The sequence below is a fragment of the Pseudomonas plecoglossicida NBRC 103162 = DSM 15088 genome, from assembly GCF_000730665.1.
Classification (GTDB): domain Bacteria; phylum Pseudomonadota; class Gammaproteobacteria; order Pseudomonadales; family Pseudomonadaceae; genus Aquipseudomonas; species Aquipseudomonas plecoglossicida.
This window is the reverse complement of sequence record NZ_BBIV01000010.1, coordinates 146,583-167,029: the sequence shown is the minus strand read 5'-3', so window position 1 is coordinate 167,029 and position 20,447 is coordinate 146,583. Positions and strand designations below refer to the sequence as shown.

General features: G+C 64.8%; 18 protein-coding genes and 1 riboswitch. Of the genes, 13 read left to right on the top strand and 5 right to left on the bottom strand.

Annotated elements, in window-relative coordinates:
• Window positions 1-13: 13 nt before the first annotated feature.
• From PPL01S_RS07990 to PPL01S_RS07980, 3 genes are all read right to left on the bottom strand, one after another.
• On the bottom strand, window positions 14-826 hold the full coding sequence (locus PPL01S_RS07990; RefSeq protein WP_016395279.1) for an aldo/keto reductase: 813 nt from the start codon (window positions 824-826) through the stop codon (window positions 14-16).
• On the bottom strand, window positions 823-1,998 hold the full coding sequence (locus tag PPL01S_RS07985) for an NAD(P)/FAD-dependent oxidoreductase (protein ID WP_016395278.1): 1,176 nt from the start codon (window positions 1,996-1,998) through the stop codon (window positions 823-825). The genes PPL01S_RS07990 and PPL01S_RS07985 overlap by 4 nt, the downstream gene beginning before the upstream one ends.
• A gap of 146 nt (window positions 1,999-2,144) precedes the next feature.
• Complete coding sequence (locus PPL01S_RS07980) at window positions 2,145-2,477, bottom strand: DMT family transporter (protein WP_016395277.1); 333 nt, start codon at window positions 2,475-2,477, stop codon at window positions 2,145-2,147.
• Between the two features lie 87 nt (window positions 2,478-2,564).
• Between PPL01S_RS07980 and PPL01S_RS07975 the strand changes: the two genes are divergently transcribed.
• Together PPL01S_RS07975 and waaA are read left to right on the top strand one after the other, a co-directional pair.
• Window positions 2,565-3,455, top strand: coding sequence for a LysR family transcriptional regulator (locus PPL01S_RS07975; RefSeq protein ID WP_016395276.1), 891 nt, complete (start codon window positions 2,565-2,567; stop codon window positions 3,453-3,455).
• An 11-nt stretch (window positions 3,456-3,466) separates the two neighbouring features.
• On the top strand, window positions 3,467-4,738 hold the full coding sequence (gene waaA / locus PPL01S_RS07970) for a lipid IV(A) 3-deoxy-D-manno-octulosonic acid transferase (protein ID WP_016395275.1): 1,272 nt from the start codon (window positions 3,467-3,469) through the stop codon (window positions 4,736-4,738).
• A 149-nt stretch (window positions 4,739-4,887) separates the two neighbouring features.
• Here waaA and PPL01S_RS07965 read toward each other — a convergent pair whose 3' ends face one another.
• Complete coding sequence (locus PPL01S_RS07965) at window positions 4,888-6,324, bottom strand: TolC family outer membrane protein (protein ID WP_016395274.1); 1,437 nt, start codon at window positions 6,322-6,324, stop codon at window positions 4,888-4,890.
• Window positions 6,325-6,486: 162 nt separating this feature from the next.
• Window positions 6,487-6,593: riboswitch (TPP riboswitch) on the top strand.
• 155 nt (window positions 6,594-6,748) lie between these two features.
• Between PPL01S_RS07965 and thiC the strand changes: the two genes are divergently transcribed.
• Window positions 6,749-8,635 (top strand): phosphomethylpyrimidine synthase ThiC, encoded by a 1,887-nt coding sequence (gene thiC, locus PPL01S_RS07960; RefSeq protein ID WP_016395273.1) that lies wholly within the window; start codon window positions 6,749-6,751, stop codon window positions 8,633-8,635.
• A 122-nt stretch (window positions 8,636-8,757) separates the two neighbouring features.
• A complete protein-coding gene (cytX, locus tag PPL01S_RS07955; RefSeq protein ID WP_016395272.1) occupies window positions 8,758-10,041 on the top strand; it encodes a putative hydroxymethylpyrimidine transporter CytX in 1,284 nt (427 codons plus the stop codon).
• Here the strand turns inward: cytX and PPL01S_RS07950 are convergent.
• The gene (locus PPL01S_RS07950; RefSeq protein WP_016395271.1) at window positions 10,010-10,756 is read right to left on the bottom strand and encodes an RsiV family protein; all 747 of its coding nucleotides are present in this window, start codon (window positions 10,754-10,756) and stop codon (window positions 10,010-10,012) included. The genes cytX and PPL01S_RS07950 overlap by 32 nt on opposite strands.
• A 185-nt stretch (window positions 10,757-10,941) precedes the next feature.
• On the opposite strand from PPL01S_RS07950, the gene PPL01S_RS07945 reads away from it, so the two are divergent.
• The 9 genes from PPL01S_RS07945 (at window position 10,942) to PPL01S_RS07905 (ending at window position 20,255) form a co-directional block, all read left to right on the top strand.
• Window positions 10,942-11,559, top strand: coding sequence for an NUDIX domain-containing protein (locus PPL01S_RS07945; RefSeq protein WP_016395270.1), 618 nt, complete (start codon window positions 10,942-10,944; stop codon window positions 11,557-11,559).
• The gene (locus PPL01S_RS07940; protein WP_027920723.1) at window positions 11,550-12,002 is read left to right on the top strand and encodes a DUF1249 domain-containing protein; all 453 of its coding nucleotides are present in this window, start codon (window positions 11,550-11,552) and stop codon (window positions 12,000-12,002) included. The genes PPL01S_RS07945 and PPL01S_RS07940 overlap by 10 nt, the downstream gene beginning before the upstream one ends.
• 85 nt (window positions 12,003-12,087) lie before the next feature.
• Entirely contained in the window at window positions 12,088-12,891 is an 804-nt protein-coding gene (gene cpdA, locus PPL01S_RS07935; RefSeq protein WP_016395268.1) for a 3',5'-cyclic-AMP phosphodiesterase, read from the top strand.
• A gap of 162 nt (window positions 12,892-13,053) precedes the next feature.
• A complete protein-coding gene (locus PPL01S_RS07930; protein WP_016395267.1) occupies window positions 13,054-13,662 on the top strand; it encodes a YqiA/YcfP family alpha/beta fold hydrolase in 609 nt (202 codons plus the stop codon).
• A 35-nt stretch (window positions 13,663-13,697) separates the two neighbouring features.
• Window positions 13,698-15,602 (top strand): DNA topoisomerase IV subunit B, encoded by a 1,905-nt coding sequence (parE, locus tag PPL01S_RS07925; RefSeq protein ID WP_016395266.1) that lies wholly within the window; start codon window positions 13,698-13,700, stop codon window positions 15,600-15,602.
• Window positions 15,602-16,585 carry an esterase-like activity of phytase family protein gene (locus PPL01S_RS07920; RefSeq protein ID WP_462933166.1) on the top strand — a complete coding sequence of 328 codons (984 nt, stop codon included), beginning with the start codon at window positions 15,602-15,604 and terminating at the stop codon, window positions 16,583-16,585. The genes parE and PPL01S_RS07920 overlap by 1 nt, the downstream gene beginning before the upstream one ends.
• Complete coding sequence (locus PPL01S_RS07915; RefSeq protein WP_016395264.1) at window positions 16,582-17,100, top strand: retropepsin-like aspartic protease family protein; 519 nt, start codon at window positions 16,582-16,584, stop codon at window positions 17,098-17,100. Before PPL01S_RS07920 ends, PPL01S_RS07915 begins: the two co-directional genes overlap by 4 nt.
• Window positions 17,101-17,110: 10 nt before the next feature.
• Entirely contained in the window at window positions 17,111-19,369 is a 2,259-nt protein-coding gene (gene parC / locus PPL01S_RS07910; RefSeq protein WP_016395263.1) for a DNA topoisomerase IV subunit A, read from the top strand.
• Window positions 19,370-19,544: 175 nt separating this feature from the next.
• Entirely contained in the window at window positions 19,545-20,255 is a 711-nt protein-coding gene (locus PPL01S_RS07905) for a PqiC family protein (RefSeq protein WP_016395262.1), read from the top strand.
• The last annotated feature ends 192 nt before the right edge of the window (window positions 20,256-20,447 follow it).

The following is a 20,447-nucleotide window of genomic DNA, read 5'->3' as shown; positions in this document are numbered from 1 at the left end:
GGGTGGGGACAACTCAATGCTGGCCCAGGATACGGGCGACGGTGGCCACGTTGTGGGCCAGATGCAACGGATTGATGGTGCCGACGATAGCACTGCTCACGCCCGGGTGTGAGAACAGCAGCTCGAAGCTGGCCTGAACCGGATCGACCCCTGGCGCCAGGCAGATATGCCCGCTGGCCAGGGCCTTCTTCACCAGAATCGCCTTGCCGTGTTCGGCAGCGTAGTCCAGCACCGGGCGTTCCGCCTGCTCGTTGAGGTTATAGGTGACCATGGCGCAATCGCCCTGCTCCAGAGCCTTCAGGCCACCGGCCACGGTCTTGCCGGACAGGCCGTAGCCAAGGATCTTGCCTTCCTGCTTGAGCGCGGCGAGGGTCTGGTAGACCTCTTGCTGCTCGAGGATCGCCAGGTCGTTGCCATCGGAATGCACCAACACCAGTTCGATACGGTCGGTTTCCAGCCGTTGCAAGCTGCGCTCGACGGAGCGGCGGGTATGTGCGGCGCTGAAGTCGAAGTGCGACAGGCCGTCCTCGAACTCCTCGCCGACCTTGCTGACGATCACCCATTCGTCGCGCTGGCCCCGCAGCAGCGGGCCCAGGCGTTCCTCGCTGCGGCCATAGGCCGGCGCGGTGTCGATCAGGTTGATGCCGAGCTCACGGGCCTGCGCCAGCAGCAGGCGGGCTTCGTCGTCGCCGGGAATGGTGAAGCCGGTAGGGTACTTCACGCCCTGGTCGCGGCCGAGCTTGACGGTACCCAGGCCCAGGGGGGAGACCTTGAAGCCGGTGCTGCCAAGTGGGCGGTGGACGTCGTGCAGGGTCGGCAGGGTCATGGCAGCAGTTGCTCCCAGGCCGGGACGCCCAGCGGCGGGCGTGGCAGGTCGGACAGGTCAGCCTGGGCCTGCGGGCGGACGCCGTCGCGCTCCAGGTGGCTGATGACCCGGTCGCTGAAGTCCGGTGCCAGGGCCAGTTTGGTCGGCCAGCCCACCAGCAAGCGTTGCTGATCGGCGAGGAAGGCGTTGTCCGGGCGCACCAGGCCGGACTGCGCGGGCTCGGCACGGTCGACACGCAGGGTGGCCCAGCGCACCTGGCTCTGGTCGACCCATGGCAGCAGGTGGGCGATTTCCTTTTGCGCGGCGGCAATCTGCGCCGCAGGTTCGCGGGCCACCCCGTCGGCTTCGGCAAGATCGCCGCCCAGGTACCACACCCATTGACCGTCCGCGGCCGGGTGGGTGGTGACCGTGACCCGCGGCTTCGGCCCGCCGCCCAGACAGTGCGCGTAGAGCGGTTTCAGGTTGGCGCCCTTGGCCATGACCATGTGCAGGGGACGGGTTTGCATGGCCGGTTGGCGCAAGCCGAGGGCGTGCAGCAGCTCCTCGGTGCCGGCGCCTGCACTCAGCACGATGCGCTGGGCGCGGATTTCACGGTCGTCGACACGCAGGCCGAGCAGTTCGTCGCCTTCTCGCAGGGGCTCGATGCGCTGGCCGGCCAGCAGGCTGTCACCGGCAAGTTCCGCCAGGTTGGCCAGCAGGCTGGGCACGTCGATGACCAGTTCGGACAGGCGATACACCTTGCCCTTGAAGGCGCGGTCCTGCAGGGCTGGCGGCAGTTGTTCACCCTTGACCTGTTCGACCCGGGTGCGTACGGCCTTGCTGGCGAAGAAGCTGGTGAGGTTGCCGGCCAGCGTGCCCGGCGACCACAGGTAGTGGGCGTCGGAAAGCAGGCGGGTGCGGGTAAGGTCCAGCTCGCCACTGCCGTCGATGGCTTCGCGCCAGCGGCGCGGCATGTCGGCGATGGCCTCCGAGGCGCCGGTCAGCGCGCCGTGCAGGGCGTACTTGGTACCACCGTGGATGATGCCCTGGGACTTGATGGTCTGCTCGCCGCCGAGGCTGGCGCGTTCCACCAGCACGGTGGAATAGCCCAGGCGACGCAGCCGGGCATTGAGCCAAAGGCCTGCGACCCCGGCGCCGACGATCAGCACGTCAGTGGAAATGGCGGATGGCATGGCGGTACCTCGAAGACTGGGACAGCAGGCAAGTATACAGCCTATATCCGTGGCGGCCCTATCGCCGGCAAGCCGGCTCCTACAGGTACAGCGCCGCTATCCATGTGGGAGCGGGCTTGCCGGCGATAGGCCCTTGCAGGCGAACATCAATGCCCGGCAGTCTTCGAGAACAGCTGAATCACCACCACCCCGCCGACGATCATCGCCATGCCCAGCATCGCCGGTACATCCAGCTTCTGCCCATAGATCACCAGGGCCGCCACGCTGATCAAGACAATGCCCAGCCCCGACCAGAGCGCATAGGCGACGCCCACCGGAATGCTGCGCACCACCAGGGTCAGCATCCAGAACGCGATGCCATAGCCCACCACCATCAGCAGCAATGGCAGTGGCGTGCTCAGGCCCTTGACCGCCTTCATGGAGGCGGTGGCGATGACTTCGGCGCAGATGGCGATGGCGAGGTAGGTGTAGGCGTTCATGGTGCGATTCTCCGGTTACTGGTCGGGCATTCTAGACCTCCCTCGGATGGGGTAAAGTCATTACCTATCACTACTGGAGATAGGTAAATGGCGGATCGTTGGGATCTGGAACAACTGCGCCTGTTCGTGCGAGTCGCCGAGCTGCGCTCGTTCTCGGCGGTTGCCCGCGAGCAGCGCCGGGCGCAGTCGGCGATCAGCAACGCCATCGCCTTGCTGGAAGCGGACCTGGGCGTCACCCTGTTCGAGCGCAGCAGCGGCCGACAGCCCCGGCTGACCGAGAACGGCACGGCGTTGCTGGAGGATGCCCGCGAGCTGTTGCGCCAGGGCGAGCGCCTGGATGGCCGGGCGCTCGCCCTCATGCGCGGTCAGGAAGCCCTGTTGCGGGTTGCCCAGGACGAAGCCATGCCCTATCAGCCGGTCATCGACAGCCTCGACGAACTGGCCAGCCGCTACCCGTTTCTCGAAGTGCAGTTGGCCAGTGGTGCCCAGGGCGACGTGGCGCGCAAGCTGGCGGAGCGGCGCGCCGACCTGGGGCTGTTCTTTCATCACGAAAGCATTCCCGCCTCGCTGGAGCGGCGTGCCCTGGGCAGTGTGGAGATGGTCACGGTGTGTGCGGTCGATCACCCGCTGGCGCGGGAAGGGCGGGTCACCCGCCAGCAGCTGGCGCGTCACCGTCAGTTGCTCATCACGCCACAGCAAAGCGGCTACCCCGGCGGCGAGGCAATCAGCCCGCAGATCTGGCGTGCCGACAGCTTCTACGCCATGGCCGAATTGTTGATGCGTGGCCTGGGCTGGGCCTGGTTGCCGCGACATGTGGTGCAGTACCCGACCTACCAGGCACAGATGGTCGAGCTGGACAGCGAGTGGCGGCCTCCGGCCCTGGTGGTGGAGCTGGCCTGGCGCCGTGACGAACCCCTGGGCCCGGCTGCGCAATGGTTGGCCGAGCGCTTTGCAGTGCATCTGCGCGCGATCGGTTAAACTCCGCCGCCATGAACAGAACCCTCTATACCCTGCTGTTTCACCTGGGCCTGCCGCTGGTCGCGCTGCGCCTGTTCCTGCGTGCCCGCAAGGCGCCGGCCTATGGCCAGCGCATCGGCGAACGGTTTGCCTGCAACCTGCCGGCCATGCGCCCGGGCGGTATCTGGGTGCATGCGGTATCGGTCGGCGAAAGCATTGCCGCCGCGCCAATGGTGCGTGCCCTGCTCAAGGCTTACCCGCAACTGCCGATCACCCTCACCTGCATGACCCCGACCGGTTCCGAGCGGATTCGCGCGATGTTCGCCGACGAACCTCGCATTCAGCATTGCTACCTGCCGTATGACCTGCCCTGGGCGGCGGGGCGCTTCCTCGACCATGTACGCCCGTGCCTGGGCATCATCATGGAAACCGAGCTGTGGCCCAACCATATCCACCAGTGCGCCAGGCGCGGCATTCCCGTGGTCCTGGCCAATGCGCGATTGTCCGAGCGCTCTGCCCGTGGTTATGCGCGCTTTGCCAGGCTGACCCGGCCAATGCTGGCCGAGATGAACCTGATTGCGGTGCAGACCGAGACCGAGGCGCAACGCTTCCGTGATCTGGGTGCGCGTCCTGAGTGCGTGCAGGTGACCGGCTCGATCAAGTTCGACCTGAAGATCGACGAGCAATTGCTGCCGCGTGCCAGGGCCTTGCGCCAGCAATGGAGCGCCGGGCAGCGCCCGGTATGGATCGCGGCGAGTACCCATGAAGGTGAAGATGCGCTGATCCTGCAGGCCCATAGGCAGCTGCTGCAGGTGCATGCCGATGCGTTGCTGATCCTGGTGCCGCGCCACCCCGAACGGTTCGATGCGGTGCACGCCTTGTGCAGCGAACAGTTCGCCACGGTGCGTCGCTCGACCGGCGCGGCGGTCGATGGCCAGACCCGCGTACTGCTCGGCGATACCATGGGGGAGCTGTTGTTCCTGTATGCGCTGGCCGACATCGCCTTCGTCGGCGGCAGCCTGGTCGCCACCGGTGGCCACAATCCACTGGAGCCGGCCGCTCTGGCATTGCCGGTGATCATGGGGCCGCATGTGTTCAACTTCCTCGAAATCACGGCCATGCTGCGTGAAGCAGGCGCGTTGCAGCAGATCGAAGATGCCGAGGGCTTGGCAGAGACCGTGCGCCGGCTGATCGAGCTGCCGCAGGATGCTGGGCGCATGGGCGAGGCGGGCAGGGCGGTGATGCGGGCCAATCAGGGGGCCTTGCAGCGGTTGCTCGATGGGCTGGGCAAACTCGTCAGCTGAGTTGTACGACCCCTGTAGGAGCGGCCTTGTGTCGCGAAAGGGCCGCAGGCGGCCCCGGCAATTCCTGCATCGCTGCAGCTTTCCTGGGGCCGCTTTGCGGCCCTTTCGCGACACAAGGCCGCTCCTACAAGAACGAGCGCGTTCTTGAATCAGGGGCGACGTTCGAAGTTCTTGGCGGCGGCAGCCGCCAGATCCGGTGGCAGGAAGTCCTTGTCCGGGTTGTAGTCCGCCTTCAGGTAGCGCTTGAGGTCGATCAGGTCCTGCGGGCTCAAGGTGCCGGCCGCCTGCTTCAGGCTCAGGTTGTCGAGAATGTAGTCATAGCGGCTGTTGTTGTAGTCGCGTACCGACGTGTACAGCTGGCGCTGTGCATCGAGCACGTCGACGATGTTGCGGGTACCGACCTGGTAGCCGATCTCGGTGGCTTCCAGTGCACTCTGGTTGGAAATGATCGACTGCTTGCGTGCCTGCACCTGTTCCACGTCGGTATTCACCGCACGGTGCAGGTTGCGGGTGTTCTCCACCACCTGGCGGCGCAGGCTTTCGCGCTGCTGCTCGCTCTGGCTCAGGCGCTGGTAGGCCTCGCGCACCTGCGAGCTGGTCAGGCCGCCGCTATAGATCGGGATGTTCAGCTGCAGGCCGATGGTGGTCTGTTCGACATCACCGCTGTAGCGCTGGCCGGGGAAGGGCGAGGGGTTGGAGAAGCCGAGGTTGTCGTTGTCGCCCTTGTCGTAGCGCGCCACAGCGTCCAGGGTCGGGGCGTGGCCGGCCTTGCGCTGGCGCAAGGTTTCTTCAGCGGCGTCGACCGCGTGGTTGGTAGCCAGCAGGTTGAGGTTCTGGCGTCCGGCGGTTTCTACCCAGGCCTTCGCATCGTTGGGCGTCGGCACCTGGATGGGCAAGGTGTGGACCACACCCTGGATCGAGCTGTACTCGCGGTTGGTCAAGGTGACCAGGGCCTCGAAGGCATCCTGCACCTGGCGCTCGGCAATGATCCGGTTGGCTCGGGCGGTGTCGTAGCTGGCCTGAGATTGAAGCACGTCGGTCTTGTCGGAAAGGCCGACATCGAAACGTTCATTGGACTGGTCCAGTTGACGCTTGAACGCCGCTTCCTCGGCCTTGGTCGCGGCCAGATTGTCCTGGGCGCGCAGCACGGCGAAGTAGTTCTGCGCGGTCTGCAGGATCAGGTTCTGCTCGGTGGCCGACAGTTCCAGGGCGGCCTGTTCGTTGACGGCCTCGGCGGCCTGCAGCTGGAACCAGCGGTCGGCGCGGAAGATCGGCTGCGAGAGGGTTGCATTCCACGAATTGCCACTGCGGTTGGTGGTGGCCGATGGCTCATCGAACTTGGTGCGGGTGCTTTGCATCTCGGCACCGGCCGACAGGTTCGGCAGCAAGCCGGCGCGGGCCTGGGGCACGATTTCGCGGCGTGCGCCGTAATCGGCTCGTGCGGCAGCGAGATCGGCGTTGTTGTCCACCGCTTCCTGGTAGACGCTGACCAGGTCGGTCTTCACCGTCGTGGGCACTTGCGCTGCCCCGGCCACTCCGTTGAACGCACAAGACACGGCAATCGCCAGTGAGAGTTTGCGCAGCATAGAGGCAATCCTTGTACGAAATTGTAATTTCTGAACCATTGAGTATCGAATGACGGAGCAGTTTAGTGCCGAGTGCCGTTGGCAACAATCGTCGAGTTCGCCTTTCATCATCGCCTTGTTTTACCCGCTTGGCTTTACCGACTACTCCAGTCTAGACTGCGCATGTTCTTGTCGGGGTGCCTTGAATCAAAGGCTGAGATCGGAAAGTTCCGGATCCCGTTGAACCTGATCAGGTTAGCGCCTGCGTAGGGAACAAGATTGCTCGCCTTCCCGGGGAGCCTCTTGTGCCAGGTCCGGGAATGTCGCAGCTGCATGCAGCTCAAGGCACCCCTCCATCCGGCACTGCACACCCGTCAAGGGGTGCGTTCACACCTTTCAGGTTCACCCCGACATCCGCCCAAGGAAGACGTCTGGAGAGCCTGTGATGAGCAAACAAGAAAAAACGATCAACCTCAGCGAGTCGGCACGAGTCGACCAGCAGTCCGTGCAACCTTTCCCGCGCTCGCGCAAGGTGTATGTCGAAGGCTCGCGCCCGGACATCCGCGTGCCCATGCGCGAAATCAGCCTGCATGACACCCCCACCGACTTCGGCGGCGAGAGCAACGCGCCGGTGCTGGTCTATGACACTTCCGGCCCGTACACCGACCCCAACGTCGTCATCGACGTGCGCAAAGGCCTGGCCGATGTACGCTCGTCCTGGATCGATGCCCGTGGCGACACCGAGCGCCTGGGCGGCCTGAGCTCCGACTTCGGCCAGCAGCGCCTGAACGATGCCGAACTGGCCAAGCTGCGCTTCGCCCATGTGCGCAACCCGCGCCGTGCCAAGGCCGGGGCCAACGTCACGCAGATGCACTATGCGCGCCAGGGCATCATCACCGCCGAGATGGAGTACGTCGCCATCCGCGAGAACATGAAGCTGCAGGAGGCGCGCGCTGCCGGCCTGCTCAGCCAGCAACACGCCGGTCACAGCTTCGGCGCGAGCATCCCGAAAGAGATCACCGCCGAGTTCGTGCGCGAGGAAATCGCCCGCGGTCGCGCCATCATCCCGGCCAACATCAACCACCCGGAGCTGGAGCCGATGATCATCGGCCGCAACTTCCTGGTGAAGATCAACGGCAACATCGGCAACAGCGCCCTGGGCTCCTCGATCGAGGAAGAAGTGGCCAAGCTGACCTGGGGTATCCGCTGGGGTTCGGACACGGTCATGGACCTGTCCACCGGCAAGCACATCCACGAAACCCGTGAGTGGATCATCCGCAACTCGCCGGTACCGATCGGCACCGTGCCGATCTATCAGGCCCTGGAAAAAGTCGGCGGCATCGCCGAAGACCTGACCTGGGAGCTGTTTCGCGACACCCTGATCGAACAGGCCGAGCAGGGCGTGGACTACTTCACCATCCATGCCGGCGTGTTGCTGCGCTACGTGCCGCTGACCGCCAAGCGCGTCACCGGTATCGTCAGCCGCGGCGGCTCGATCATGGCCAAATGGTGCCTGGCGCATCACCAGGAGAACTTCCTGTACACGCATTTCGACGAGATCTGCGAAATCATGAAGGCCTACGACGTCAGCTTCTCGCTGGGCGACGGCCTGCGCCCGGGCTCGATTGCCGACGCCAACGATGCGGCCCAGTTCGGTGAGCTGGAAACCCTCGGCGAGCTGACCAAGATCGCCTGGAAGCACGACGTGCAGTGCATGATCGAAGGCCCGGGCCACGTGCCGATGCAGCTGATCAAGGAAAACATGGACAAGCAGCTGGAGTGCTGCGACGAGGCGCCGTTCTACACCCTCGGCCCGCTGACCACCGACATCGCGCCGGGCTATGACCACATCACCTCCGGCATCGGCGCGGCGATGATCGGCTGGTTCGGCTGCGCGATGCTGTGCTATGTGACCCCGAAAGAGCACCTGGGCCTGCCGAACAAGGACGACGTCAAGACCGGCATCATCACCTACAAGATCGCCGCCCACGCAGCCGACCTTGCCAAGGGGCACCCGGGCGCGCAGATTCGCGACAACGCGCTGTCCAAGGCGCGTTTCGAATTCCGTTGGGAAGACCAGTTCAACCTCGGCCTGGACCCGGACACTGCACGCGCCTTCCACGACGAGACGCTGCCGAAGGAGTCGGCCAAGGTGGCGCACTTCTGCTCGATGTGCGGGCCGAAGTTCTGCTCGATGAAGATCACCCAGGAAGTGCGTGAATATGCCGCCAACCAGCGCATCGACGCGGTGGATGTAGCGGTCGAGGACGGCATGCGCGAGCAGGCCGAGCGGTTCCGCCAGGAAGGCAGCCAGCTTTACCACAAGGTGTAACGACAACCGGGCGGTGCGCTGGGCGCACCGCATCGCCGGCAAGCCGGCTCCCACACCGAACCCTGTGGGAGCCGGCTTGCCGGCGATTGGACCCACTACTTTCTTCTCTGGCGATCACAACAATGACCACCCCCAGCCACTTCTCTCCCGACCACCCGGTCCCTTCCAGCCAGCGCCCGTTTGGCGCCCGCGACCTGTTTTCCCTATGGTTCTCCCTCGGCATCGGCCTGATGGTCCTGCAGGTCGGCGCCATGCTTGCCCCGGGCCTGGGCCTGGCGGGCGCGGTCCTGGCGATTGCGCTCGGCACTGGCGTCGGCGTGCTGCTGCTGGGCGCAGCGGGCGTCATCGGCAGCGACACCGGCCTGTCGGCCATGGCCACTCTGCGCCTGAGCCTGGGCCGCCACGGTGCGCGCTTGCCGGCACTGCTCAACCTCCTGCAGCTGGTAGGCTGGGGGGCGTTCGAGATCATCGTCATGCGCGACGCCGCCAGCCTGCTTGGTGCGCGTACCTTCGGCGAGGACAGCTTGTGGAACAGCCCGATGTTCTGGACCTTGTGCTTCGGCGGGCTGGCCACCTTGCTGGCGGTCAGCGGGCCGCTGGCGTTCGTGCGCAAGATCCTGCGCAAGTGGGGCATCTGGGTGCTGATGGGGGCTTGCCTGTGGCTGACCTGGAACCTGTTCGCCAAGGCTGACCTGACCGAGCTGTGGAACCGCAGCGGCGACGGCTCGATGTCGCTGGCCGTGGGCTTCGACATCGTCATCGCCATGCCGCTGTCGTGGCTGCCGCTGATCGCCGACTACTCGCGTTTCGCCAGCAGCGCCAAGCGCGTCTTCGGCGGTACCGTGCTGGGTTACTTCATCGGCAACACCTGGCTGATGAGCCTGGGCGTGGCCTATACCCTTGCCTTCGCCGCGAGCGGCGAGGTCAATGCCCTGCTACTGGCGCTGGCCGGCGCGGGCATGGGGTTGCCGCTGCTGTTGATTCTGCTGGATGAGTCGGAAAAGGCCTTTGCCGACATCCATTCGGCTGCCGTTTCCACCGGCTTGCTGGTGCCTGTGAAAGTCGAGCACCTGGCGTTGGCCATCGGCGTGCTGTGCACCTTGATCGCCTTGCTGGCGCCGCTGGCCCAGTACGAGAACTTCCTGCTGCTGATCGGCTCGGTGTTCGCGCCGTTGTTCGGCGTTGTATTGATGGATCACTACGTGATCCGCCGCCGCCGTGCGCCGTCCTTCGTCGACGGGTTGCACTGGCAGGCTCTGCTGGCCTGGGTGGTGGGTGTCGCGGCCTACCACTGGATCGCCGCCGAGGCGCCGGCGTTGGGCGCGACCCTGCCAGCACTGGTGCTGGCAGGTGGACTGCATGCGCTACTGAGCCTCAGCCGCGGCCGGGAAACAGCTCGGGCTTGATGACACCGTTCAGGCGCGGGTAGGGGATCTTGAGTTCCACGTGGCCCATGGAATAGGGTGCGATGGTATAGACCTCATACTTGACCACTACCGCGCCGTAGGTCAGGGCGATGTGCGGTGACTTGCGGAACGGCCAGGTCTTCATGAACTGGGCGTCCTTGTCCATGCCCACGCTGATCAGCCAGGCGCGGTGCGATTCTTCGACGGTCTTCCAGAAGGTCTCTTCCTGGCCCGGCACCAGCATGTCCTGCAGGGTCAGCACCTTGTCCAGCTTGCGCGAGTAGTTGATGAAGCCGCGCCCGGGCATGCCGTGGGCGCCGCCGCTGTCCAGGTAGCTCGACAACTCGATGATCACCAACCCGTCATGCTGCTCGCGTACCTTGGCCTGCAGGTAGCTGCTGTTGCGCTTGTCGGCACTGGCCAGGTATTGCTGCTCGTAGGCCTGCAAGGTGCTTGGCGCGGTACCGTGCTGGTTGTCCTCGGTCAGCTGCAACAGGCGTTTCTCGACGATGGCGTCGAGTTTCGGCAGGTCCGGGAAATGGATGGTATCGATGTTGACCAGTGGGCAGTCACTGGCGCTGCAGCCGGGTTTGACATGCTCCCAGGCGTCACGCTTGACCTCTAGCGGTGCCCGGTAGTTGGGCGTGAACAGGCTCTGGCAGGCACCCAGGGCCAAGGCCAGCACAGCCACGGAAGTCAGTTTGACAAGTGTCATGATGATCCTTGCAGAACAGTGAAAAGTCGGCCTTTGACCGTCTGCGCGGCCTTCAGTTCGCCACTAAGCTAACAGAGAGTGGACGCGCTGTCCCGACCGCACGAACGGTTGCCGGAAAGGGATGAAACCGGCAGGCGTGCAGAGTAGGATGGCGCGAAGCGGTATTCGAGGTCATGAGGATTTCCATGTCAGACGCGTTGAATTCAGTGCCCAGGGGCTTCGATCTCATCGAGCGGGCCAATTGCTTCCAGGGCTTCTACAGGCTCGACAAGCTGCGCCTGCGCCACGAACTGTTCGCTGGCGGCATGGGGCGCGAGATCAGTCGTGAACTGTTCGTGCGGCACGATGCCGTATGTGTACTGCCCTACGATCCACAACGCGACGAAGTGGTGTTGATCGAGCAGTTCCGCGTCGGAGCGCTGGGCAAGACCGACAACCCCTGGCTGATCGAAATGGTCGCCGGGCTGATCGACAAGGACGAGCAACCGGAAGAAGTGGCCCACCGCGAAGCCGAAGAGGAAGCCGGCCTGACCTTCAGCGCCCTGTGGCCGATGACCCGCTACTTCCCGTCACCGGGTGGCAGCGACGAATACGTGCACCTGTTCCTCGGGCGCTGCAGCAGCGAAGGCGCCGGCGGCCTGCATGGCCTGGAAGAAGAAGGCGAGGATATCCGGGTGCGCGTCTGGTCGTTCGAGGATGCCTTGCAGGCCGTGCGCGACGGGCGCATCTGCAACGCGGCGACCATCATCGGCCTGCAATGGCTGGCACTGAACCGTGAAGAAGTTCGAGGTATGTGGAAGTGAACCTGCTGCGTGAGCGTTATCGGGTCGACCTGGCCGGGCTGCAAGCAGCCTGCGAGGCCAACTACGCCCGGCTCATGCGCCTGCTTCCCGATATGCGCACCACCCAGAGCTCACGGCGCATCGGCATGACCCAGGGCGACCAGATGCTCGGCGTGCTGGTGCTCGATGTGCTGCTGGCCTGCCCGTACACTACCACCTTGCGGGTGCGCCAGGAGCACAGCCTGCCGTGGCTGCCGGTGCCGCACCTGGAAGTTCAGGTGTACCACGATGCGCGCATGGCTGAAGTGGTCAGCGCTGAACATACCCGGCGCCTGCGCAGCATCTACCCGTACCCCAACGAAGCGATGCACCAGCCGGACGAGAAAGCCCAGCTCAACCTGTTCCTTGGCGAATGGCTGAGCCACTGCCTGGCCTGTGGCCACGAACTGGCAAGTGTGCGCTGAAATGTGATGCCGGTCGGCTTCCACTGTTTGCTCGGCACGGCTGCGGCGCCATAATTCCTGCTGAATCCGCTCGAGGAGACGGCCGTTGCCGCACCCAGACCTTTCCCCGGCACCCGTGCATGTGGTGCAACTGACCGACGCCCATCTGTTCGCCGACCCGGCGGGCACGCTGCTGGGCCTGAACACCCGAGACAGCTTGCGCCATGTCATCGAGCAGGTGCGGCGCGAGCAGCCGCGTATCGACCTGCTGCTGTGCACCGGCGATCTGTCGCAGGATGCCAGCGTCGCTTCCTATGAGGCCTTCAGTGCCCTGACCGCCGGGCTGGCTGCCCGCGCACGCTGGTTGCCGGGCAACCATGACGAAGCGCAGGTGATGGCCGAGGTGGCGCCACAGCTGGTCCAGGCGGTCACCGACGTGGGCGCCTGGCGGGTGGTGATGCTCAATACGGCGGTGGCAGGGGCTACCCATGGGCTGCTCGAGCAGGACCAGCTGTCGCTGCTCGACCAGGCCTTGGCGTCGGCAGGCGAGCGCCATTGCCTGGTCTGCTGCCATCATCAGCCGGTGGACATCGGCTGTGCGTGGATTGCGCCCATCGGTTTGCGCAATGCCACCGAGCTGTTGCAGCGCCTGGCGAGTCATCCACAGGTGAGAGCCTTGCTCTGGGGGCATATCCATCAGCCATGGGATGAAATGCGCGATGGCCTGCGCCTGCTGGCCACGCCGTCTACCTGCATCCAGTTCGCCGCCGACAGCGAGGACTTCAAGGTCAGCGAAGAGCAGCCCGGGTATCGCTGGTTGCGTCTGCACGCCGACGGGCGATTGGAGACTGGGATGGAGCGGGCCACGGACTTCAAGGTCAGGCTCGACTTCGACAGCCCTGGGTATTGAGGTAATGGGGCTGCTGTGCAGCCCATCGCCGGCTTGCCGGCGATGGGGCCAGTGAAATTGTTGCGAAAAACCCGCCGCGGCGCCAAAACCCGGCGAACACGCTACACTGCGCATCCCTGCGCCCGCACCCTCGGGCGCGAAGCCACAGATTCCGGGGGCAGCATGTCGGGTTCCATCCTCTATATCCATGGCTTCAACAGCTCTCCGCTGTCCACCAAGGCGCGCCAGCTCGAGGCGGTGATGCAGCAATTGGGGCTATCGGCCCAGCTGCGGGTGCCGATCTTGCACCACCACCCGCGCCACGCCATGCTGCAGCTCGAAGCCGCCATCGCCGAGCTGGGCGCACCCTTGCTGGTCGGCAGCTCGCTCGGCGGCTACTATGCCACCCATCTGGCCGAGCGCCATGGCCTGAAAGCGTTGCTGGTCAACCCTGCGGTAACGCCGCACAAGCGCTTTGACGGCTACCTGGGCAGCCAGCGCAATCACTACACCGGTGAAACCTGGGAACTGACCCTCGATCATATGCAGGCACTGGCCGAGCTGGAAGTGCCGCCACCCGAGGACCCCAACCGCTATCAAGTGTGGTTGCAGACCGCCGATGAAACCCTGGACTATCGCCACGCCGAACGCTATTACCGCGCCTGTGCCTTGCGTATCCAGGCCGGCGGCGACCACAGCTACCAGGGCTTCGCCGCGCAAATACCGGCACTGCTGGCGTTTGCCGGTATTGCCCGGCAGCAGTACGCGGCGCTCGATTTTTCTGTATTTTGATTTTTTCGCATTCACCAGACTGACGACGAGAACCCATGGCCAATCCCAGCGCTAGCGCCTATAACGCAGACGCCATCGAAGTCCTCTCGGGCCTTGACCCGGTCCGCAAGCGGCCGGGCATGTACACCGATACCAGCCGGCCGAACCACCTGGCCCAGGAAGTCATCGACAACAGCGTCGACGAAGCCCTGGCAGGTCATGCCCGTTCGGTCCAGGTCATCCTGCATGCCGACCATTCGCTGGAAGTCAGCGACGATGGCCGCGGCATGCCCGTGGACATCCACCCCGAAGAGGGCGTGTCGGGGGTCGAGCTGATCCTCACCAAGCTGCACGCCGGCGGCAAGTTCTCCAACAAGAACTACCAGTTCTCCGGCGGCCTGCACGGCGTAGGCATCTCGGTGGTCAACGCCCTGTCGACCCAGGTCCGCGTGCGCGTCAAGCGCGACGGCAACGAATACCAGATGACCTTCGCCGACGGCTTCAAGGCCAGCGAGCTGGAAGTGGTCGGTACGGTCGGCAAGCGCAACACCGGTACCAGCGTGTACTTCAGCCCCGATCCGAAATATTTCGATTCGCCGAAGTTCTCCATCAGCCGCCTCAAGCACGTGCTCAAGGCCAAGGCCGTACTGTGCCCGGGGCTGCTGGTGAGCTTCGAGGACAAGGCCAGTGGCGAGAAGGTCGAGTGGCACTACGAAGATGGCCTGCGTTCCTACCTTGTCGACTCGGTCAGCGAGTACCAGCGCCTGCCCGACGAGCCGTTCTGCGGCAGCCTGGCCGGCAACAAGGAGGCCGTGGACTGGGCCTTGCTGTGGTTGCCGGAAGGCGGTGACAGCGTCCAGGAAAGCTACGTCAACCTGATCCCCACCGCCCAGGGCGGCACTCACGTCAATGGCCTGCGCCAGGGTCTGCTGGATGCCATGCGCGAGTTCTGCGAATTCCGCAACCTGCTGCCGCGCGGGGTCAAGCTGGCGCCGGAAGACGTCTGGGAACGCATCACCTTCGTGCTCTCGATGAAGATGCAGGAACCGCAGTTCTCCGGGCAGACCAAGGAGCGCCTGTCGTCCCGCGAAGCCGCCGCCTTTGTCTCCGGGGTGGTCAAGGACGCCTTCAGCTTGTGGCTCAACGCCCATCCCGAACTCGGCATGCAACTGGCTGAACTGGCCATCAGCAACGCCGGGCGCCGCCTGAAGGCGAGCAAGAAGGTCGAACGCAAGCGCATCACCCAGGGCCCGGCACTGCCAGGCAAGCTGGCCGACTGCGCCGGGCAGGACCCGATGCGTGCCGAGCTGTTCCTGGTCGAGGGCGATTCCGCCGGCGGTTCTGCCAAGCAGGCGCGGGACAAGGAATTCCAGGCGATCCTGCCGCTGCGCGGCAAGATCCTCAACACCTGGGAAGTCGACGGTGGCGAAGTCCTGGCCAGTCAGGAAGTGCACAACATCGCCGTGGCCATCGGTGTCGACCCCGGCGCCGCCGACCTGTCGCAACTGCGCTATGGCAAGATCTGCATCCTCGCCGACGCCGACTCCGATGGCCTGCACATCGCCACCCTGCTGTGCGCGCTGTTCGTGCAGCACTTCCGCCCGCTGGTCGAAGCCGGCCATGTCTACGTCGCCATGCCGCCGCTGTATCGCATCGACCTGGGCAAGGAAATCTACTACGCCCTCGACGAGGCCGAGCGTGACGGCATCCTCGACCGGTTGGTGGCCGAGAAGAAGCGCGGCAAGCCACAGGTCACCCGATTCAAGGGCCTGGGCGAGATGAACCCGCCACAGCTGCGCGAAACCACCATGGACCCGAACACCCGGCGCCTGGTCCAGCTGACCCTGGACGACCTGCCGGGCACCACCGAGATCATGGACATGCTGCTGGCCAAGAAACGCGCCGGCGACCGCAAGAGCTGGCTGGAAACCAAAGGCAACCTGGCTGAGGTCCTGGTTTGATTCGTCTGTTCGCCGCAATTGCCCTGAGCCTGTTTGCCCTGCCGAGCCTGGCAGGCAACTGGCCAGAGCTGAAGCTGGCGTCCGAGCACCCGATCGACGGCATGCGCGGTGGCAACCTTTCCGGGTTGGCCTTTTGCCGCGGCGCGCTGTGGGGTGTTTCCGACCGCGACGACGACCGCGTCTACCGTTTCGACCAACAGAACGCGGTATGGCGTGCTCAGCCGCTGACCTTCACCCCGCCGGCGGTGCCGGACAGTGGCCTGCCGTGGGGCCTCAGGTCGCGCAATTGGGCTGTGTCCTACATCCGCGGCGGTGAGCTGGATTACGAAGGCATCACCTGCGATCAGGCTGACAACCTCTATCTGGTCAGCGAAGCCCATGCAGCGGTGCTGCAATTGCCGGTCGCAGGTGAGCCGGACTGGTTGAAGATCGACCCGGCGATGATTCGTCAGGCCCGTGCCAGCGGCATGCTGCTGCACTTCAATGCCTTGTTCGAAGGGGTTGCGATCAACCCGGCAGGCGACCGCCTGTGGCTGGCGGCCGAGCGCGAACGCCGCGGGCTGGTGGCGATCGAGCGGCAGCACTCGGTATGGAACTGCGGGCGGACCTGCATACTGCTCAGCGAGGCCGGGGTGGAAATGCAACCGCCGCAGATGCCCAATGCCCGCGCACTTTCACGTGATTTCGCCGACCTGGCCTGGTTCGAGGGCAAGTTGTTCACCCTTGAACGCAACGCCTACCGTGTCTGCCGGCGTGATGCCGACAGTGGCCAGGTCGAGCGTTGCTGGTCGTTCGCCGCCGATACCCTGGTACCAGAGCGTCTGTACGATCAGCCGTTCGGCCTGGCCGAAGCGCTGGTGATCGATGCCAAGGGCGCCTGGGTGGGCATCGACAACAACAAGGGTGATCGTGCCGACGGCGAAAGCCGCCCGGTGGTCTGGCGCTTCGATGCACCGCAAGGTGGCTGGAGCGCCAAGCCATGAGCCAGGCTCCGGGCAAGCGCGCGGGCAAGGTGCTGATGATCGTCGCCTGGGCGGCGGCGCTGTTCCTGGCCACGCGCTTCTTCGGGCAGTGGGAGGAGCGCGAGCGCAACCCCAACGCCCAGGTGCAGTCCGAGCATGGCGAAGGCTTCATCGAAGTGCGCCTGCTGAGCAACGGCCAGGGCCACTTCGTGGCCGATGGCGCGATCAATGGCCAGGTGGTGCACTTCATGCTCGACACCGGCGCCACCGACGTGGCGATCCCCGAAGTGCTGGCCCGGGACCTGGAGCTGCAACGTGGCAGCCCGGTGACGCTCAGTACCGCCAATGGCCGTACCGAGGGCTACCGCACCCGTCTGGACAGCCTGCAGCTGGGCGATATCCGCCTGCAGAACGTGCGTGCCCTGGTGGTGCCCGGGCTGGATGGGCAAACCGTGCTGCTTGGCATGAGCGCGTTGAAACAACTTGAATTTACCCAGCGCGGCGGCACCATGCTGCTGCGCCAGAACCTGAAATGACGAGGCCCGCATGAGCGACTCACTGGAACTCAGCCTCGACGGCGTCGAACGCCGTTCGCTGGCTGACTTCACCGAACAGGCCTACCTCAACTACTCCATGTACGTGATCATGGACCGGGCCCTGCCGCACATCGGCGATGGCCTCAAGCCTGTGCAACGACGCATCGTCTATGCCATGAGCGAGTTGGGGCTCGATGCCGACGCCAAGCACAAGAAGTCGGCGCGTACCGTCGGCGACGTGCTCGGCAAGTTCCACCCCCACGGCGATTCGGCCTGCTACGAGGCCATGGTGCTGATGGCGCAGCCGTTCAGTTACCGCTACACGCTGGTCGATGGCCAGGGTAACTGGGGTGCACCGGACGATCCGAAGTCGTTTGCCGCCATGCGATATACCGAGGCGCGCTTGTCGCGTTATTCCGAGGTGCTGCTCAGCGAACTGGGCCAGGGCACCGCGGACTGGGTGCCGAACTTCGACGGCACGCTGGAGGAACCGGCAGTGCTGCCGGCGCGCCTGCCGAACATTCTGCTCAATGGCACCACCGGCATCGCCGTGGGCATGGCCACCGACGTACCGCCGCACAACCTGCGCGAAGTGGCCAGCGCCTGCGTGCGCCTGCTCGACGAGCCCAAGGCCACCATCGAGCAGTTGTGCGAGCACATTCAAGGCCCCGACTACCCGACCGAAGCTGAAATCATCACGCCGCGTGCCGAGATCCTCAAGATCTACGAAAGCGGCCGTGGTTCGATCCGCATGCGTGCCGTGTACCGGGTCGAGGACGGTGACATTGTCGTCACCGCGCTGCCACACCAGGTTTCCGGGGCCAAGGTACTGGAACAGATCGCCGCGCAGATGCAGGCCAAGAAGCTGCCGATGGTCGCCGACCTGCGTGACGAGTCGGACCACGAGAACCCGTGCCGTATCGTCATCATCCCGCGCTCCAACCGGGTGGATGCCGCCGAGCTGATGCAGCACCTGTTCGCCACCACTGACCTTGAAAGCAGTTACCGGGTCAACGTCAACATCATCGGCCTCGACGGCCGGCCGCAGCTGAAGAACCTGCGCGCCTTGCTGCTGGAGTGGCTGGAGTTCCGCGTCGGTACTGTTCGTCGCCGCCTGCAGCACCGCCTGGACAAGGTCGAGAGGCGCCTGCACCTGTTGGAAGGCTTGCTCACCGCGTTCCTCAACCTGGATGAAGTGATTCATATCATCCGCACCGAGGAACACCCCAAGCAGGCACTGATTGCCCGTTTCGAACTGTCCGAGATCCAGGCCGAGTACATCCTCGAGACCCGCCTGCGTCAGCTGGCGCGTCTGGAAGAGATGAAGATTCGTGGCGAGCAGGACGAGCTGCTCAAGGAGCAGGCCAAGCTTCAGGCGCTGCTCGGCAGCGATGCCAAGTTGCGCAAGCTGGTGCGCAGCGAGCTGATCAAGGACGCCGAGACCTATGGCGACGCGCGCCGCTCGCCGATCGTCGAGCGTGCCGAAGCCAAGGCACTGTCCGAAAATGAATTGATGCCCGCCGAGCCGGTCACCGTGGTGCTGTCGGAGAAGGGCTGGGTGCGTTGCGCCAAAGGCCACGATATCGATGCCACCGGCCTTTCCTACAAGGCAGGCGACGGTTTCAAGGCAGCTGCCGCCGGTCGCTCCAACCAGTTCGCCGTGCTCATCGACTCCACCGGGCGCAGCTACTCGCTGGCGGCACATAGCCTACCTTCGGCGCGTGGCCAAGGCGAGCCGCTGACCGGCCGTCTGACGCCGCCACCGGGCGCCACCTTCGAATGCGTGCTGTTGCCGGAAGACGATGCCCTGTATGTGGTGGCCTCGGATGCCGGTTATGGCTTCGTGGTCAAGGGCGAGGACCTGCAGGCCAAGAACAAGGCCGGCAAAGGGCTGCTCAGCCTGCCTAACGGCGCCAAGGTCATCAGCCCGCGTCCTGTGGCCAATCGCGAACAGGACTGGCTGGCGGCGGTGACCACGGAAGGGCGCCTGCTGGTGTTCAAGGTGGCCGATCTGCCCCAGCTGGGCAAAGGCAAGGGCAACAAGATCATCGGCGTGCCCGGTGACCGGGTGGCCAGCCGGGAAGAATATGTCACCGACCTGGCCGTCCTTGCCGAGGGCGCGACCCTGGTGTTGCAGGCGGGCAAGCGCACCTTGTCGCTGAAACCGGACGACCTGGAGCATTACAAGGGCGAACGCGGGCGGCGCGGTAGCAAGCTGCCACGTGGCTTCCAGCGGGTCGACGGGTTGCAGGTGGAAGGCCCGGCGTGACCCGATGAGTGGTCTGGAACGGCATTTCCAGCGCCGTTCCAGGCGGAAATGCTGGAGTCTGACCGGCATTTCGCGGATGATAGTGCGCTTGCGGTGCCGGCGTGGCCGTGTGCCCGAATGAATGAATATCAGTATCACTGCGGTGTGCCTGGTGGCGACCGCCTGGATGGGATGAATGAAATTTCTGCGCCTTCCATTTGCGCTGCTATTGACGGGCTTGCTGGGGCTGAGCGGATGCAGCATGCATCAGCCGGTCGCCCTGTATCAGCTCGACAGCGGTGACCCTGGCCAGCCCTCGCAGAGTGCGGGTATGGCCGTGGTGCTCGGCCCGGTATCGATCGCCGATTACCTGCAGCGCGAAACCTTCTTGCAGCGACAAGCCGATGGCAGCCTGAGCTCTGCGACCGATGGTCGTTGGGCCGGCAGCCTGTCGGCAGACATCGATCAATTGCTGGTTCGCCAGCTGGCCTGGCGCCTGGACAGCCAGCGCGTAGTCCTGGCCCCGGCCAGCGCCGGCTTCTCGCCGGACGTGCAGGTATTGCTGTCGATCACCCGCCTGGATTCCGGCAAGAACCAGCCGGCGATCCTCGACGCCCAATGGCGCCTGCTCGACCGCCGTGGACGTGTGCGTGACAACCGTATCGTTCACCTCGAACAGCAGCATGAGGGCACCGAGTCGTCGCAGGTTCAGGCCCAGGGGCAACTGTTGCAGCAGCTGGCCGAACAGTTGAGCTCCGCGGTCAAGCCACTGGCCAACCAGCCAGCGCTCGCCGAGGAAGCGCCAAAGAAGCAGGCCGCACCGGTGCAGGTCAAGAAGGCGCCAGAGAAGTCGAAGATCCCGATGGCTTCGCCGATTCGCACCGATATGGAAGTCTATCGGTTCTGATCTTTCTGCCAGAAACGAAAAAGCCCGCACATGTGCGGGCTTTTTTATTGACTGTACAACGAGGTCCCCTGTAGGAGCGGCCTTGCGTCGCGAAAGGGCCGCGCAGCGGCCCCAGGATTCTGCCAGCGCTGCATGAAATGCTGGGGGCGCTCAGCGCGCCCCTTTCGCGACACAAGGCCGCTCCTACAGCGA

Bases quoted from the DNA above. Each gene is read 5' to 3' on its own strand.
- cytX (WP_016395272.1), top strand. From the start codon at position 8,758: ATGACCACCCCCAGCCACTTCTCTCCCGACCACCCGGTCCCTTCCAGC.
- PPL01S_RS07950 (WP_016395271.1), bottom strand. From the start codon at position 10,756: ATGACACTTGTCAAACTGACTTCCGTGGCTGTGCTGGCCTTGGCCCTG.
- PPL01S_RS07905 (WP_016395262.1), top strand. From the start codon at position 19,545: ATGAAATTTCTGCGCCTTCCATTTGCGCTGCTATTGACGGGCTTGCTG.
- waaA (WP_016395275.1), top strand. From the start codon at position 3,467: ATGAACAGAACCCTCTATACCCTGCTGTTTCACCTGGGCCTGCCGCTG.
- PPL01S_RS07930 (WP_016395267.1), top strand. From the start codon at position 13,054: ATGTCGGGTTCCATCCTCTATATCCATGGCTTCAACAGCTCTCCGCTG.
- parE (WP_016395266.1), top strand. From the start codon at position 13,698: ATGGCCAATCCCAGCGCTAGCGCCTATAACGCAGACGCCATCGAAGTC.
- thiC (WP_016395273.1), top strand. From the start codon at position 6,749: ATGAGCAAACAAGAAAAAACGATCAACCTCAGCGAGTCGGCACGAGTC.
- PPL01S_RS07985 (WP_016395278.1), bottom strand. From the start codon at position 1,998: ATGCCATCCGCCATTTCCACTGACGTGCTGATCGTCGGCGCCGGGGTC.
- PPL01S_RS07980 (WP_016395277.1), bottom strand. From the start codon at position 2,477: ATGAACGCCTACACCTACCTCGCCATCGCCATCTGCGCCGAAGTCATC.
- PPL01S_RS07965 (WP_016395274.1), bottom strand. From the start codon at position 6,324: ATGCTGCGCAAACTCTCACTGGCGATTGCCGTGTCTTGTGCGTTCAAC.
- parC (WP_016395263.1), top strand. From the start codon at position 17,111: ATGAGCGACTCACTGGAACTCAGCCTCGACGGCGTCGAACGCCGTTCG.
- PPL01S_RS07975 (WP_016395276.1), top strand. From the start codon at position 2,565: ATGGCGGATCGTTGGGATCTGGAACAACTGCGCCTGTTCGTGCGAGTC.
- PPL01S_RS07945 (WP_016395270.1), top strand. From the start codon at position 10,942: ATGTCAGACGCGTTGAATTCAGTGCCCAGGGGCTTCGATCTCATCGAG.
- PPL01S_RS07915 (WP_016395264.1), top strand. From the start codon at position 16,582: ATGAGCCAGGCTCCGGGCAAGCGCGCGGGCAAGGTGCTGATGATCGTC.
- PPL01S_RS07990 (WP_016395279.1), bottom strand. From the start codon at position 826: ATGACCCTGCCGACCCTGCACGACGTCCACCGCCCACTTGGCAGCACC.